This is a genomic window from Polaromonas sp. (assembly GCF_030680935.1).
Lineage (GTDB): Bacteria > Pseudomonadota > Gammaproteobacteria > Burkholderiales > Burkholderiaceae_C > Polaromonas.
The window spans coordinates 81,127-96,908 of sequence record NZ_JAUXUP010000009.1; the positions used below are offsets into that span (position 1 = coordinate 81,127).

16 protein-coding genes are annotated in these 15,782 nt (G+C 61.0%); 5 read left to right on the top strand and 11 right to left on the bottom strand.

What is annotated here, in order from left to right; genetic code table 11:
• Positions 1-3: 3 nt before the first annotated feature.
• From gltA to Q8L50_RS02670, 9 genes are all read right to left on the bottom strand, one after another.
• Positions 4-1,314, bottom strand: coding sequence for a citrate synthase (gene gltA, locus Q8L50_RS02630; RefSeq protein WP_305347092.1), 1,311 nt, complete (start codon positions 1,312-1,314; stop codon positions 4-6).
• 22 nt (positions 1,315-1,336) lie between these two features.
• Positions 1,337-1,651 (bottom strand): succinate dehydrogenase assembly factor 2, encoded by a 315-nt coding sequence (locus Q8L50_RS02635; RefSeq protein ID WP_305347093.1) that lies wholly within the window; start codon positions 1,649-1,651, stop codon positions 1,337-1,339.
• Between the two features lie 6 nt (positions 1,652-1,657).
• Positions 1,658-2,362, bottom strand: coding sequence for a succinate dehydrogenase iron-sulfur subunit (locus Q8L50_RS02640; protein ID WP_305347094.1), 705 nt, complete (start codon positions 2,360-2,362; stop codon positions 1,658-1,660).
• A gap of 17 nt (positions 2,363-2,379) precedes the next feature.
• Positions 2,380-4,173, bottom strand: a complete 1,794-nt coding sequence (gene sdhA, locus Q8L50_RS02645) for a succinate dehydrogenase flavoprotein subunit (protein WP_305347095.1) — start codon at positions 4,171-4,173, stop codon at positions 2,380-2,382.
• Positions 4,174-4,235: 62 nt separating this feature from the next.
• Complete coding sequence (sdhD, locus tag Q8L50_RS02650) at positions 4,236-4,604, bottom strand: succinate dehydrogenase, hydrophobic membrane anchor protein (RefSeq protein ID WP_305347096.1); 369 nt, start codon at positions 4,602-4,604, stop codon at positions 4,236-4,238.
• Between the two features lie 17 nt (positions 4,605-4,621).
• The gene (sdhC, locus tag Q8L50_RS02655) at positions 4,622-5,065 is read right to left on the bottom strand and encodes a succinate dehydrogenase, cytochrome b556 subunit (RefSeq protein ID WP_305347097.1); all 444 of its coding nucleotides are present in this window, start codon (positions 5,063-5,065) and stop codon (positions 4,622-4,624) included.
• Positions 5,066-5,237: 172 nt separating this feature from the next.
• Positions 5,238-6,821: a cryptochrome/photolyase family protein gene (locus Q8L50_RS02660; RefSeq protein ID WP_305347098.1), complete on the bottom strand. Its 1,584-nt coding sequence runs from the start codon at positions 6,819-6,821 to the stop codon at positions 5,238-5,240.
• A 69-nt stretch (positions 6,822-6,890) separates the two neighbouring features.
• A complete protein-coding gene (locus Q8L50_RS02665) occupies positions 6,891-7,055 on the bottom strand; it encodes a DUF2256 domain-containing protein (protein WP_305347099.1) in 165 nt (54 codons plus the stop codon).
• Between the two features lie 8 nt (positions 7,056-7,063).
• Complete coding sequence (locus Q8L50_RS02670) at positions 7,064-7,834, bottom strand: GntR family transcriptional regulator (protein WP_305347100.1); 771 nt, start codon at positions 7,832-7,834, stop codon at positions 7,064-7,066.
• A gap of 217 nt (positions 7,835-8,051) precedes the next feature.
• Here Q8L50_RS02670 and Q8L50_RS02675 point away from each other — a divergent pair, with 217 nt between their 5' ends.
• The 4 genes from Q8L50_RS02675 to Q8L50_RS02690 are packed head-to-tail and all read left to right on the top strand — an operon-like array spanning position 8,052 to position 13,427.
• The gene (locus Q8L50_RS02675) at positions 8,052-9,038 is read left to right on the top strand and encodes a malate dehydrogenase (RefSeq protein WP_305347101.1); all 987 of its coding nucleotides are present in this window, start codon (positions 8,052-8,054) and stop codon (positions 9,036-9,038) included.
• Between the two features lie 38 nt (positions 9,039-9,076).
• Positions 9,077-10,066, top strand: a complete 990-nt coding sequence (locus tag Q8L50_RS02680) for a CoA ester lyase (protein ID WP_305347102.1) — start codon at positions 9,077-9,079, stop codon at positions 10,064-10,066.
• Positions 10,067-10,103: 37 nt separating this feature from the next.
• Entirely contained in the window at positions 10,104-10,757 is a 654-nt protein-coding gene (locus Q8L50_RS02685) for a hypothetical protein (RefSeq protein WP_305347103.1), read from the top strand.
• A 54-nt stretch (positions 10,758-10,811) separates the two neighbouring features.
• The gene (locus Q8L50_RS02690; protein WP_305347104.1) at positions 10,812-13,427 is read left to right on the top strand and encodes a bifunctional aconitate hydratase 2/2-methylisocitrate dehydratase; all 2,616 of its coding nucleotides are present in this window, start codon (positions 10,812-10,814) and stop codon (positions 13,425-13,427) included.
• A gap of 112 nt (positions 13,428-13,539) precedes the next feature.
• Here Q8L50_RS02690 and Q8L50_RS02695 read toward each other — a convergent pair whose 3' ends face one another.
• Both Q8L50_RS02695 and Q8L50_RS02700 read right to left on the bottom strand, forming a co-directional pair.
• Entirely contained in the window at positions 13,540-14,043 is a 504-nt protein-coding gene (locus Q8L50_RS02695; protein WP_305347105.1) for a pyridoxamine 5'-phosphate oxidase family protein, read from the bottom strand.
• 314 nt (positions 14,044-14,357) lie between these two features.
• Entirely contained in the window at positions 14,358-15,191 is an 834-nt protein-coding gene (locus Q8L50_RS02700; protein WP_305347134.1) for a helix-turn-helix domain-containing protein, read from the bottom strand.
• A 165-nt stretch (positions 15,192-15,356) separates the two neighbouring features.
• Here Q8L50_RS02700 and Q8L50_RS02705 point away from each other — a divergent pair, with 165 nt between their 5' ends.
• The gene (locus Q8L50_RS02705; RefSeq protein ID WP_305347106.1) at positions 15,357-15,782 is read left to right on the top strand and encodes a hypothetical protein; all 426 of its coding nucleotides are present in this window, start codon (positions 15,357-15,359) and stop codon (positions 15,780-15,782) included.

Below are 15,782 nucleotides of genomic sequence, written 5' to 3' on the forward strand. Positions count from 1 at the left end.
GGATCAACGGGCGTTGAGGGGCTTCACGTCACGCTGGACAGAACCGTTGAACAGCTGGCGTGGACGACCGATTTTGTATTCGGGATCGCCGATCATTTCGTTGAGCTGGGCGATCCAGCCGACCGTGCGGGCCAACGCGAAGATCGCGGTGAAAAGTGGCACAGGGATGCCGATGGCGCGCTGCACGATGCCGGAGTAAAAGTCGACGTTGGGGTAAAGCTTGCGGGAAACGAAGTATTCGTCTTCCAGCGCAATTTTTTCCAGCGCCATGGCCAGTTTGAACATCGGGTCGTTTTCGAGGCCCATCTCCTGCAGCACTTCCTTGCAGGTTTCCTGCATGAGCTTGGCGCGCGGGTCGTAGTTTTTGTAAACACGGTGGCCAAAACCCATGAGCTTGACGCCCGAGTTCTTGTCCTTGACCTGCTTGATGAAGTCACCGATTTTTTCAACGCCGCCGGCTTTCTGGATGTCGCCCAGCATGTTCAGCGCGGCTTCGTTGGCACCACCGTGGGCCGGGCCCCAGAGGCAGGCCACACCGGCGGCAATCGCTGCAAACGGGTTGGTGCCGGACGAACCGCACAGGCGCACCGTGGAAGTCGAGGCGTTCTGCTCGTGGTCGGCGTGCAGGATGAAGATGCGGTCCAGCGCGCGTTCCAGCACGGGGTTGACCTTGTACTCTTCACACGGCGTGGCAAACATCATGTGCAGGAAGTTGCCGGCGTAGCTCAGGCTGTTCTTCGGGTACATATAGGGCTGGCCCATGGTGTACTTGTAGGCCATGGCCACCAGCGTTGGCATCTTGGCGATCAGGCGGATCGCGGCGATTTCCCGGTGCTCGGGGTTGTTGATGTCGGTGCTGTCATGGTAGAAGGCCGACAGGGCGCCGACCAGCCCGGTCATGATGGCCATGGGATGCGCGTCGCGGCGGAAACCACGCAGGAAAAACTGCATCTGCTCGTTGACCATGGTGTGGTTGGTCACGCGGCCGACAAAATCCTTCTTCTGGTCGCCGTTGGGCAACTCACCGTAGAGCAGCAGATGGCAGGTTTCGAGGTAGTCGCAGTTGGTGGCCAGTTGCTCGATGGGGTAACCGCGGTACAGCAGCTCGCCCTTGTCGCCGTCGATATAGGTAATCGCCGACTGGCAGGCTGCGGTGGACAGAAAGCCCGGGTCATAGGTGAACATGCCGGTCTGGGCATATAGCTTGCGGATATCGACCACGTCCGGACCAACGGTGCCGTGGTACACCGGCAAATCGACACTGGGACTGCCGTTGCTGAAGGACAGGGTGGCTTTGTTGTCAGCGAGCTTCATTTTTTGCGTCTTTCTTGTCAATTCAAATCGGGGCGGACTGCTGGCCTGTTGCGGCGGCGCGAATCAAGTTTAAGACCTCTCGCGCAGCATAAGTAGATGCACTTACCTGAGCGCTCACTTCGGCAAGCTGGTCGGGCTCCCGGCGCTGCAGAAAAAGGTCCAGCAAATCGTTGTCGGAGAGGTCCATTAAATCATTCAGGCCTTGAGCCTGACTGACGGTCAGAGTCGCCTCATGGCGCCGGAAAAATTTCTCGATCAGCAAGTCATTTTCCAGCAAACCCCGGCGGCAGCGCCACCTGAGTTTGCTCATTGCGCGCTCGTCGAGAAGCTCGTCCATCTCGTTCTAGACGGCCCGAAGGACCATCATTTCCTTGATCTTGCCAATCGCCTTGCTCGGATTCAGGCCCTTGGGGCAGACATCGACGCAGTTCATGATGGTGTGGCAGCGGAACAGGCGGTACGGGTCTTCGAGGTTGTCCAGGCGCTCGGCCGTGGCTTCGTCGCGGCTGTCGGCGATAAAGCGGTAGGCCTGCAGCAGGCCGGCCGGGCCGACAAATTTATCCGGGTTCCACCAGAAGCTCGGGCAGCTGGTCGAGCAGCTGGCGCACAAAATGCACTCGTACAGGCCGTTGAGCTCGTCGCGCTCCTCGGGGCTTTGCAGGCGCTCTTTTTCAGGTGGCACGTGGCCGTTGATCAGGTAGGGCTTGATCGAGTTGTACTGCTTGAAGAACTGCGTCATGTCGACGATCAGGTCACGCACCACCGGCAGGCCGGGCAGCGGCTTGAGCACAATCGTGCCGGGCAGCGTACGCATGTTGGTCAGGCAGGCCAGGCCGTTTTTGCCATTGATGTTCATCGCGTCAGAGCCGCACACGCCTTCGCGGCAGGAGCGGCGGAAGGAAATGGTCGGGTCCTGCGCCTTGAGTTTCATCAGGGCATCAAGCAGCATGCGCTCGCTGCCATCCAGTTCTACCTCGATGGTCTGCATGTAGGGCTTGGCGTCCTGATCGGGGTCGTAGCGGTAGATCTTGAAAGTGCGTGTGGTCATGGGGTTCCCGCGTGTCTTTAAAAGGAGCGAACAGTCAGGGGGATGGAGTCCACCGTCAGCGGTTTCATCTGCACCGGCTTGTAGCTCAGTCGGTTGCCCTGGCTGTGCCACAGGGTATGTTTGTGCCAGTCGGTGTCGTTGCGGCCGTTCGGGTGTTCTGGCGTGTCGCCGTAATCATCGACCGAGTGGGCGCCGCGGCTTTCCTTGCGGGCAGCGGCCGAGACAATGGTCGCCTGCGCGGCCTCGATCAGATTTTCGACTTCCAGTGCCTCGATACGCGCAGTGTTGAAGATTTTTGACTTGTCTTTCAGGCCGATGTTGTTGACACGTTCGCGCAAGGCCGCGATTTTGGTCACGCCCTCGTCCATGATGGCCTGGGTGCGGAAAACGCCGGCATGCTGCTGCATGGCTGCGCGGATGTCGTTGGCCACGTCCTGCGCGTATTCGCCGCTGGTCGCGTTGTCCAGGCGGGCAATACGTGCCAGGGTGGCATCTGCGGCGTCTGCCGGCAGCCCCTTGTGCGAGGTCGTCTTGTTGAACTCGACGATGTGGTTGCCCGCCGCCCGGCCAAACACCAGCAGGTCCAGCAGCGAGTTGGTGCCCAGGCGGTTGGCGCCGTGCACGCTGACGCACGCGCATTCGCCGACGGCATACAAGCCATTGACGACTTCGCTTTTGTTCTCGGCGTTTTGCGTCACGACCTGGCCATGGATGTTGGTGGGTATGCCGCCCATCTGGTAGTGGATGGTGGGCACCACAGGAATCGGCTCTTTGGTGATGTCGACGTTGGCAAAGTTGTGGCCGATCTCGAACACCGAAGGCAGGCGCTTCATGATGGTCTCGGCACCCAGATGCGTCATGTCGAGGTTGATGTAGTCCTTGTTCGGGCCGCAACCACGGCCTTCCTTGATTTCCTGATCCATGCAGCGCGAGACATAGTCGCGTGGCGCCAGATCTTTGTAGGCCGGTGCATAACGCTCCATGAAACGCTCGCCATTGCTGTTGCGCAAAATCGCGCCTTCGCCGCGGCAGCCTTCGGTCAGCAGCACGCCAGCGCCGTGTACACCGGTCGGGTGAAACTGCCAGAACTCCATGTCTTCGAGTGGAATGCCGGCGCGTGCCGCCATGCCCAGGCCGTCACCGGTGTTGATGAAGGCGTTGGTTGATGCGGCAAAGATGCGGCCGGCGCCGCCGGTGGCCAGCAGCGTGGTCTTGGCTTCAAAGATGTGCACGTCGCCGGTTTCCATCTCGATGGCGCTGACGCCCACCACGTCGCCGTCGGCATCGCGGATCAGGTCCATGGCCAGCCACTCGACGAAGAAGCTGGTTTTTTCCTTGACGTTTTGCTGGTACAGCGTGTGCAGCATGGCATGGCCGGTGCGGTCGGCGGCAGCGCAGGCACGTTGCACGGCTTTTTCGCCGTAGTTGGCGGTGTGGCCGCCAAAGGGGCGCTGGTAAATCGTGCCGTCGGGGTTACGGTCAAACGGCATGCCCATGTGCTCCAGGTCGTACACCACCTTGGGCGCTTCACGGCACATGTATTCAATCGCGTCCTGGTCGCCGAGCCAGTCGGAACCCTTGACGGTGTCGTAAAAGTGGTAATGCCAGTTGTCCTCGGACATATTGCCGAGCGAGGCGCCGATGCCGCCCTGGGCTGCGACGGTGTGTGAACGCGTGGGGAACACCTTGGACAGAACGGCGACATTCAGCCCGGCGCGTGCCAGCTGCAGCGAAGCGCGCATGCCGGAGCCGCCGGCGCCGACGATCACCACGTCAAATTTTCTTTTGGGAAGCTTGGAAGATGCAGTCATGATTTTTTACAGTCGGAACTCAAGGCAAGGGTGACCAAAATGGATCAAGGACGCTTAAAACGTCAAAGGCGCCAGAGGACCTGGATGGCCCAGCCCGCACAGGCGATCAGCCAGACGATGGTGGCCACCTGCAGGCTCAGCCGCAGCCAGACCCGGGAGGTGACGTAGTCCATCCAGATGTCGCGCATACCGACCCAGACGTGGTATGCCAGCGCGATGATCACGGTGAAGGTCAGCACCTTCATCCACTGCGCCGAAAAGATGCCGGCCCACTGGTCATAACCGATGGGGCCCTTGGTGAAGATCACCTGGGCCAGCAACAGGATGGTGAACAGCGCCATCAGGGCTGCGGTGATGCGCTGGCTGAGCCAGTCACGCAAGCCGTAGTGGGCGCCGACAACGAGGCGTTTGGAGCCGTAGTTCACAGACATGGTTTGCTCCTTGATGCTTAGTACAGACCGAACAGCTTGGCGCCCAGCACCAGCGTCAGCAAAATGCTCAGGCCCAGCGTGATGAGTGCGGTGCTTTTGCCAAATTCATTGCTCAGGCTGTGGGTCACGTCCATGTAAAGGTGGCGCAGGCCGGCGATGAAGTGGTGCAGGTAGGCCCAGATCAGGGCCAGCGCCACCAGCTTCCAGATGAAGCCCGGCAAACCCAGCATTCCGATATTGAAAGCGGCTTTGAATTTGGCAAAGGAAATCTCGGAAGAAATCGAGGTGTCGAACATCCAGATGATGAAGGGCAGCAGCAAGAACATGATCGCACCGCTGGCGCGGTGCAGGATGGAGACCCATGCCGCAGGCGTCATGCGGTAGGTGGTGAGGTCCGTAAAGGCGTTGATATTGCGGAATTCCGGCCGCTTGGGACGCTGTTTGGATGCCAGCTCTGTCATTGTTGTGCTTTCGTGGGGAAGGGACTGGTAACTGCTCGGTAACCGTGATGCATTTACAACTGAAAACATCCGGATTCTATTGCAATGCAGCATCCGGCCGCCCGGTCAGGCCCCCATGCTTGGCGGTTTTTGTCGGAGACTGGCTCGAATGGGGGCTTAACTGACGCCAACATTACAGACTGTCCAGGTCGGCCAGCATGGCCTGGGCATCTGATCGCAATTGCTCGCGATCCGCCGCTGCCATGCCTTTCAGGTGTTTGACCATCAGCGCGGTGCGCGGGTTGGCGGCAAACGCGGCCTCGTGCTGGTCCAGAAAATGCCAGTACAGGGTGGTCATCGGACAGGCACCGGGCCCGCTCCGGGTTTCCGGCTGGTAGCGGCAGTCTGTGCAGTAATTGCTCATGCGTTTGACATAGGCCCCGCTGGCCACATAGGGCTTGGAGGTAAACCGCCCGCCGTTGGCAAACAGCGCCATGCCGGCGGTGTTGGGCAGCTCGACCCACTCGACCGCATCCACATACACCGCCAGGTACCAGTCGCACACGGCTTGCGGCGAGAGCTGCGCGGTTACGCCGAACATGCCGGTGACCATCAGGCGCTGGATGTGGTGCGAGTAGCCGTTGGCGAGTGTCTGGCTGATGCACTGGCGCATGCAGTTCATGTGGGTGTCGCCGGTCCAGTACCAGGCGGGCAGAGGTCTCTCATGCCCGAAATGGTTCGCCGTTTTCAGATCTGGCATGTCCAGAAAGTAGACACCGCGCATGAACTCACGCCAGCCCAGCACCTGGCGGATAAAGCCCTCTACGCTGGCCAGGTCGAGATCTCGGCTGCGGTAAGCGTTCTCGGCGGCCTGCACCACTTCCAGCGGGTTGAGCAGCTTGAGATTCAGTGAGCTTGACAGCAGGGCATGCCAGCCAAAGTCCAGGCCGGTCCACATGGCGTCCTGGTGCCTGCCGAAGTCGGGCAGGCGGTGGGTAATGAAGTCGCTCAGTGCCACCAGGGCCTGCTCACGCGTGACCGGCCAGTTGAAACGCCCCAGATCGCCGGGGTGGCCGCCAAGCTGTTGCTCCACCAGCGCGATGACCTCCCGCGTGATCGCGTCTGTTGCAAACACCGGGGGGCGCGGCACATGCTGCGGCCCGGTTTTGCCAAAACCCTTGCGGTTTTCGGCGTCAAAATTCCATTGCCCGCCTGCGGGCTTGGCGCCGTCCATCAACACCTTGTATTGCTGGCGCATGCTGCGGTAGAAAAACTCCATTCGCAGACTGGCCGACTGGCCCGCCCAGCGGCGGAACTGCGGCAGGCTGCACAGGAAATGCCGGTCTTCGCGCCATGTCATGGAGGGCTTTGACGGCTTCGCCCTTGTTGCATCTGATAAGTCAGCTATTGATTGAATAGCGCTTTCGATTTGCAGGCGGACCCGCTGGTCCCCCGGCTCCACGCCCAGCACGCGCTCTGGACGATAAATTTCATGTGCGGCGCGCATGCCGTCTGCCAGGGTCGCGTCATCCTCGCTGTCCATCGCGCGGTAGGCGACGCGCCATCCCCGATCCCGCAGCCCTTGCGCAAAGTGCCGCATGGCAGACAGAAAAAGTACCGTGCGCGCCTTGCTCGACCAGACGTGGGTGGACTCTTCGCGCGCCTCAATCATCAGCACCACGTCGATCGCAGCGTCGAAGCCGTCAAACGCAGCAGAGTCTTCATCGAGCTGGTCGCCCAGGATCAATATCAAGTGGCGGCAGGCGGGCTGGGGCATGGCCCTGATTGTGGTCAAAGACGCCGGGCCCCGATACCCACCGGCGCAATACGGGCTATCTGTTGTCGGTTATTGGGGCGATTTGACTGGCGGGCGCTTGCTGGCACGGCACGCCTGGGAGCAGTATTTCACTTCATCCCAGTTTTTGGCCCAGCTCTTGCGCCAGCTCATCTCGCGGCCACAGGCCTGACAGGGCTTGCGGGGCAGTGCGGCCTTGTTGCCTTTGAAACCCATCGCCACATTCAGTTCAGCGTGTTGCGGTAGTAATGTGTGTCGGTACGGTAATAACCGCGCCGCAGCTCCATCGGTACGTCGTTGTAGGTGTAGGCCAGCCGCTCCACGCTCAGCAGCGGCGTGCCCTGCGCTACTTTCAGAAGCAGCTCGTGCCCGTCGGATGCTGGCACGGCGCGTATTTTTTCTTCGGCGCGAACCATGCGCACATTGAATTCGGTCTCAAACAAGGCGTACATCGGACCGTGGTAGTCGGCCAGGCGCTCGGTGGTCAGGCCCTTGAAAGGGGCTGCGGGCAGCCACAGGTCTTCCACAATCGTGGGTGTACCGGCAAAACTGAGTACGCGGCGCGCTTGCAGCACCGCGTCGCCGGTACGCAGACCCAGCAGGCGGGCAATGTCGGCACTGGCGCGCACCCGGCGGCAGTCGATGATGTCGCGCTCCGCCGGCCCCTCGCTGCCGGGCGTGCCGCTGTCGGGCACCAGTTTGAGAAAGCGGAACTGCACATGCTGCTCGGCGTGGGTGGCCACAAAAGTGCCCTTGCCCTGACGACGCACCACCAGGTTGTCGGCAGCCAGCTCGTCAATTGCCTTTCGCACCGTGCCCTGACTTACGCGGAAACGCGCGGCCAGGTCCATCTCTGAAGGAATGGCCTCGCCCGGCTTCCATTCGCCCGACTGCAGGCTTTGCAAAATCAGCCCCTTGATCTGCTGGTAAAGCGGGCTGAAGGCCGGCGTGGCACCTGCAAAATCATCGGTGGGCAAGGTAGGAAGGGCGGCCATGGCGTGTAGGGGTGGTTCGTTGCAATGATATCTTATATAAGACATAAGACAAATTGACGGTCCGCTGTTTTCCGGCGTAAAATCTTGGGCTGAGTTGATGCAAAGTCGGCCTCCTTTGTGACACCGGTCACAGGTTTTCAGGGTGGCATGGCCGACGCAAATCGCTTCACTGATCGCCCTACACCCCGATTTACAACCTTCCTGGAGTTTCCCCACCATGAGCAAAAAACCCGTCCGTGTCGCCGTTACAGGGGCCGCTGGCCAAATTGGCTACGCCTTGCTGTTTCGCATTGCCTCCGGTGAAATGCTGGGCAAAGACCAGCCGGTGATCCTGCAATTGCTTGAAGTGCCGGTCGAGGGGCCGCAAAAAGCGCTCAAGGGTGTGATGATGGAGCTCGACGACTGTGCCTTCCCGCTGCTGGTGGGCATGGAAGCCCATGGCGACCCGATGACGGCCTTCAAGGACGCCGACTACGCGTTGTTGGTTGGTTCGCGTCCGCGTGGCCCCGGCATGGAGCGTGCCGAGTTGCTGGCTGTCAATGGCGCCATCTTCACCGCGCAGGGCAAGGCGCTGAACGCCGTCGCCAGCCGCAATGTCAAGGTGTTGGTGGTCGGCAACCCGGCCAACACCAATGCCTACATCGCGATGAAAAGCGCGCCCGACCTGCCGCGCAAAAACTTCACCGCCATGCTGCGCCTGGACCACAACCGCGCTGCCAGCCAGCTCGCTGCCAAGACCGGCAAGGCCGTAGCGGATATCGAAAAACTCACCGTCTGGGGCAACCATTCGCCCACCATGTACGCCGACTACCGCTTCGCCACCATCAAGGGCGAAAGTGTCGCCAAGATGATCAACGACCAGGAGTGGAACGCCAACACCTTCCTGCCCACCGTCGGCAAGCGCGGCGCCGCGATTATCGAAGCGCGCGGCTCGTCTTCCGCTGCATCAGCCGCTAATGCCGCGATTGATCACATGCGCGATTGGGCGCTGGGCACCCATGGAAAATGGGTCACCATGGGTATTCCGTCGGACGGCCAGTACGGCATTCCGAAAGACACCATGTTCGGCTTTCCCGTCACCTGCGAAGGTGGCGAGTACAAGCTGGTGGAAGGCCTGGAAATCGACGCCTTCAGTCAGGAACGCATCAACAAGACGCTGGACGAACTCAAGGGCGAGCAGGACGGCGTGAAACACCTCCTCTGACCCCCTCGACAGGCTCAGGGCGTACGGAATACATACAGGTGATACATCCCCGCGACATTCTCCTTGGCGCGCAGGCGCAAACCGGTTTTCTGCCGGTTTGCGACCACTACAGCGGTGTTGAGGCGCGGATGCGAAAAAGCCTGCAATTGCAGGCCGAGATGATGGAGGAGTTTGGCGCTTGCGTTTTTGACGTGACGCTGGATTGCGAAGACGGCGCGCCGGTTGGAGGCGAAGCCGACCACGCCGCGCTGGTGGTGGCGCTGGTGGCACTGGCCAGCAGCAAGGCGCGTGTGGCGGTGCGGGTGCACGCGCTGGACCACCCTGCTTTTGAGGCTGACATCGCCAGTATTGCAGGCCAGGTGGGAGACAGGCTCAGCCACATCATGGTGCCCAAGATCGAGTCTGCGGGCGATGTGAACCGTGTGGTGTCGGCGCTGGCTGCCGTAGACCAAAACGATGTGCCCATTCATGTGTTGCTGGAGTCGCCGGCAGCGGTACACCATGCTTTTGAGATCGCGGCGCATCCCCGGGTTCAGTCGATCAGCTTCGGGCTCATGGATTTTGTCTCCAGCCATGGCGGCGCGATTCCCGGCGAGGCCATGGGCAGCCAGGGGCAGTTTGTACACCCTCTGGTGGTGCGCGCCAAACTGGAAATTGCGTCAAGTTGTCATGCCTGGGGAAAAGTTCCGTCGCACTGCGTGGTCACGGAATTCAGTGACACTGCCGCCCTGAAGACAGCAGCGAAAAAAGCCGCCAGGGAATTTGGCTACACCCGTATGTGGAGCATTCACCCCGGTCAGATACGCCCCATCCTGGAAGCCTTTGCACCGGACGAGGGTGAGATCGAAAACGCTACAAAAATAATAGCTGCTGGCTCCCGCAATGATTGGGCGCCCGTCAGTTTTGAGGGTCAACTGCATGACCGCGCCAGTTACCGCTATTTCTGGCAGATCCTGGCCCGGGCGCACCAGACTGGCCGTGTCTTGCCTGCCGAGGCGCAGCCTTATTTTTCGGCTGCGCCTCATTAGCCGTCCATCAACGGCCTATTTTCGTGAAGGTATCCCCTTGAAATCTTTTATTCTTTCAGCCCTGGCACTTGCCGCCCCTGCTGCGCTGTTGGCACAGACCGTTGCGCCCAAAGCGGCCCCCAAAGCGGCTGCACCGTCGGCATCTTCCAGCCCTGCTGCCAAGGCGAGCCCAGCGGCCAAACCCAAATCTTCTCCTGAGGCGACGCGGCGTTCTGCCTTGAAGGCCGTAGAAGAAGTCACCCCGATTGATGACGATCCCAGTGTCACCCTTGGCGAGGCCGACCTGGAGCTCGCCAAACGGGTGTACGTGGGCACGATTCCCTGCGAGCTCGGCGCTTCGGTCACGATCACGCCAAGCGACAGGCGCCCCGGCTTTTTCATGGTGCAGACCGGAAAAACACGTTTTCGCATGCATCCGGTGGCAAGTCGTACTGGTGCCATCCGCCTGGAAGACGGCCGAGCCGGCGCGATGTGGCTGCAGCTGGGCAATAAATCCATGTTGATGAGCCAGAAGCACGGCCAGCGGCTGGCCGATGAATGCATGAGCCCGGCGCAGGTCACTTTTGCCGACGACATGAAGAAAAATCCCCGCCCCAGCATTCTGGATGCGCCAACCGTGCCGCCCGTGCCGGCCGAGGCTGGCACGGGTTCTGCTGCGCCCGCAATGCCAGCTGCTTCAGCGGCGCGTTAGTCCCGCCTCGCCGACTTTGCCCTTCGATTTTTGAGTACAGGAGAAAAAAACACCATGACGTCCGAATTCATCACCAGCTACCGCATCCATGTGGCCGAACGTGCCGCGCTCGGTATTCCGCCACTGCCACTGTCGGCCAAACAGACCGGCGAAGTCATCGAACTGCTGAAAAATCCGCCCAAGGGCGAAGAGTCTTTCTTGCTGGACCTGATCACGCATCGCGTGCCGGCTGGCGTGGACGCTGCGGCCAAGGTCAAGGCCAGCTACCTGGCCGCCGTAGCGCACGGCAGCGAAAAATGCGCGCTGATCTCGCGCGAAAAAGCCACACAGCTGCTGGGCACCATGCTGGGCGGCTACAACATCAGCCCCCTGGTAGAGCTGCTGGACGACGCGGAAGACAGCGTCGCCACGCAAGCGGCCAACGCCCTGAAAAACACTTTACTGATGTTCGACCAGTTCCATGATGTCAAGGAAAAGGCCGACAAGGGCAACAAATACGCCAAGGCCGTGCTGCAAAGCTGGGCCGATGCCGAGTGGTTCACCAGCCGCCCGGAAGTGCCGCAGTCCATCATGCTGACCGTGTTCAAGGTGGCCGGCGAGATCAATACCGACGATTTGTCGCCCGCACCCGACGCATGGAGCCGACCCGACATTCCTCTGCACGCGCTGGCCATGCACAAAAATGCCCGCCCCGGTGTCACGCCCGAGGAAGACGGCAAACGCGGCCCGGTCAAGTTCATCGAAGAACTCAAGGCCAGGGGCAACCTGGTGGCCTATGTCGGCGATGTGGTGGGCACCGGCTCCTCACGCAAGTCGGCCACCAACTCTGTGTTGTGGTTCACCGGGCAGGACATCCCTTTTGTGCCGAACAAACGTTTCGGTGGCGTTTGCCTGGGTGCCAAGATTGCACCTATTTTTTACAACACCATGGAAGACTCGGGCGCGCTGCCGATCGAACTCGACGTGAGCCAGATGGCCATGGGCGATGTGATCGAGTTGCGCCCCTATGACGGCAAGGCACTGAAAGACGGCAAAGTGGTTGCCGAGTTCAAGCTCAAAAGTGATGTGCTGTTTGACGAAGTGCGCGCCGGCGGCCGCATTCCATTGATCGTTGGCCGTGGCCTGACGGCCAAGGCCCGTTTTGCGCTGGGCCTGCCGGTGTCCACGCAATTTCGGTTGCCGCAGCCGCCTGCTGCCAACGAGCGCGGCTTCACACTCGCGCAGAAAATGGTCGGGCGTGCTGTTGGTCTGCCGGAAGGCCAGGGCGTACGCCCCGGAACCTACTGCGAGCCGAAGATGACGTCCGTGGGTTCACAAGACACCACCGGCCCGATGACGCGCGATGAGCTGAAAGACCTGGCATGCCTGGGCTTCTCGGCTGACCTGGTGATGCAGTCCTTCTGCCACACCGCCGCTTACCCCAAGCCGGTCGATGTGAAGATGCACCACGAGTTGCCCGAGTTCATGAGCGACCGTGGTGGCATTCCGCTGCGCCCGGGCGACGGCATCATCCACAGCTGGCTGAACCGCATGTTGTTGCCCGACACCGTCGGCACTGGCGGCGACAGCCACACACGTTTCCCCATCGGCATCAGCTTCCCCGCAGGTTCCGGACTGGTGGCCTTCGGCGCCGCCACCGGCGTGATGCCGCTGGACATGCCCGAGTCGGTGCTGGTGCGTTTCAAGGGCGAGATGCAGCCCGGCATCACCCTGCGTGATCTCGTCAATGCGATTCCGCTGTACGCCATCAAGGCCGGTTTGCTGACGGTGGCCAAACAGGGCAAGAAAAACATTTTCTCGGGCCGCATTCTCGAAATTGAAGGACTGCCCGATTTGAAGGTCGAGCAGGCCTTTGAACTCAGCGATGCGTCGGCCGAGCGTTCTGCTGGCGGTTGCACAGTGCATCTCAACAAAGAGCCGATCATCGAGTACATCACCAGCAATATCACGATGCTCAAGTGGATGATTGCCACTGGCTATTCTGACGTGCGCACCATCAAACGCCGTATTCAGGCCATGGAAGCCTGGCTGGCCGATCCGCAACTGCTCAAAGCCGATGCCGATGCTGAATACACTGCCGTGATCGAGATCGACCACGCCGACAACCACGAACCCATCGTCGCCTGCCCGAACGATCCCGACGATGTGAAGAAACTCAGCGATGTGGCTGGCTCGGTGATTGATGAAGTGTTCATCGGCAGCTGCATGACCAACATTGGCCACTTCCGTGCGGCGTCCAAGCTGCTCGAAGGCAAGCGCGATATTCCGGTCAAGCTCTGGATGGCGCCGCCCACCAAGATGGACGCCAAACAACTGACCGAAGAAGGCCACTACGGCGTACTCGGCTCGGCCGGTGCGCGCATGGAAATGCCGGGTTGCAGCCTGTGCATGGGCAACCAGGCGCAGGTGAAAGAGGGCGCCACGGTGTTCTCCACCTCGACCCGCAACTTCCCGAACCGCCTCGGCAAAAACTCCAATGTGTACCTGGGCAGCGCAGAGCTCGCCGCTATCTGCTCCAAACTGGGCCGTATTCCCACCAAGGGCGAATACATGGCCGACATGGGCGTGCTGACAGCGGCCAGTACTGCGGTGTACCAGTACCTGAACTTTGACCAGGTCAAGGATTACACCGACATGGCCGATACGGTGAAAGACACGGCACCCGCCTGACCATCGGCGCAGCTTGATGCCAGAAAAAAAGCGGCCTTTGGGCCGCTTTTTTTGGGTTCCGGTCCCGAATGCAAGACATCGGGAGCCACTGAGGTCTGGTGTCCAGGCCGCGTCAGGAGATGTTGAGCTCCTTGTGCTCCGACATGTTTCTCGGCGGCTCGCCGGTGACGGCGGATTTGGCCATCTTGAAGAGCTGCGTGAGCTTGCTGTCCTTTGCGTTCCAGTATTCGGCATGGCTGATCCGCACTTCCAGCAGCGCCAGATCAGGGTCGGTCACGCCACCTGGAAACCAGGCTTTGACGATGGGGTTGAACAGCGCTTCCTTCTTCGCCGCGTCGTCTGAAAAATGCGCTGTGCCGGCGATGGAAACGTAGTTGTCGGCGCCGGTGTCCGCATACGAAACGTTCACATTGCTGTCGGTGCGCAAGCGGCTCGCCATTTCGCTTTTCTGAGAGATAAAAAAGTACAACACAGAGTTTTCGTCCATGGACTTGTTCTGAGTGGTCAGTGGGTGGCCTTGCAGGCTGCCGTCGCTGTGGCGGTGTACCAGCATGCCGAATTTGATGTCCTTGATCAGGTCCCACAGGGTGTGCAGGTCAGAAGTGGTGTTGCTCATGCGGATTCCTTGAAGTTGCCCTGGTTGGGGTGACTGACCACCTTAGGATGGGCGGCGCAGCCCGCTGATCAGCCAGTGCGCCTGCTGCTTGTCAGTGCAGGCCGACAGTCGGTTTTGATGAGGTTCTTCGGGGCGGGTCTGAGGCGGCCAGCTGGCGGCCTGCGCGGCCTTGTCTGCAGTACTTTTGCTATCAATACGATAGCTGCTTGCGCACCTTGGATAAGGGCTATGGCCCTGTTTGATGCTCAGCTATGCCCCTGGACGCCCTCACCGCTCCTGCGGCAACTCATGCATGCGGCGGGGCCCCGGGGCCATCACGCGGGCGACAGCACCTTGCGCAAAACTTCGCCGGTCAGAGCGTCTGCCGGAAAAAAGGTTTCCAGCATCAGCTCCTGCAGGGTCACATCCACCGGTGTGCCAAAAATGGTGACGGTGCTGATGAAGCTGAGCACGCCGTAGGCGGTGCGAAACTGAAACGGCATCACCACGCCCAGGTGTTCACCGTCCAGGTGGGTGTCGTCTGCGCCCTCGGGCATCGGGTAGGCCTGCAACTCGGCCAGCAGCGCTGCCAGCACCGGGTCGGCGGTGGCGGCAATCTGCTGGCGCAGGCGCTCAAACAAATGGTTGCGCCATTGGGCCAGGTTGACAATCTTGCTGGCCAGGCCGCGCGGGTGCAGGCTCAGGCGCAGGACGTTGACGGTGCCCTGCAACAGCTCGGGGTCGGTACCTGCCAGCAGGTGCGGCAGCGCGGCATTGGCGGCCACCAGGTTCCAGTGCCGGTCCAGCGCCAGCGCAGGGAAGGGCTCGTGGCTTTTGAGAATCAGCTCCACCGCCAGGCGTGCTGAATCCAGTGCCGGGTCGCTGAGCGGGCGCTCGCGGTACATGGGCGCATAACCGGCGGCCACCAGCAGGGTGTTGCGCTCGCGCAGTGGAATGGCCAGGCGTTCGGACAGGCGTAGCACCATCTCGCGGCTCGGTACCGCGCGGCCTGTTTCCACAAAGCTCAGGTGCCGGGTCGAAACGTCGGCTTCACTGGCCAGATCCAGCTGGCTCAGGCGCCGGTGCTGGCGCCAGTGGCGCAGGTGCTCGCCAAAAGGCCGCGGGGTGGTGCCGTGGGGTCGTGCAGGGGGGTGAATGCTGGCGGTCATGGCGCCATCGTAAGGCAGGTCGGGGTAGCAGCCATTACCTGTGAGGTCATAGCCGCACTGCGTGGGAACGGCAATCATGGCGCCATGACCGCAGCGTTGGACAGCCGGCTGCGGCGCTTGAATCGGACCGCTGTCGCTGGCCACCAACCTTCCCAAGGAGTTTTCATGTCTGCTGTTGCTACCTTCTCCGCGCTGAGCGCTTCTCCCCAATTCCTGCGCCGCGTACTCTGGCTGGACGCCGCCACCGGTGCCGCCACCGGCGCGCTGCAATTGCTGGCGACCGGCTTTCTGGCCAGCTTGCTCGGACTGCCCGATACGCTGCTGGTGGCATCAGGTTGGCTGATTTTTGCCTATGTAGCGGCCATCAGCTTCATTGCCACCCGGCAGTTTGTGCCCGCAGCTCTGGTGTGGGTGCTGATAGGCGCCAACCTCCTCTGGGTCGTGGGTTGCCTGGCCTTGCTGATGGGTGACTTTGTGACGCCCACGCTGCTGGGCAAGGTGTTTATCGCCGTGCAGGCGGTGACCGTGGGCCTGCTGGCCGAAATGCAGTGGGTCGGCCTGCGCAAGGCTGCGGCCCCGACCGGCTGGTAG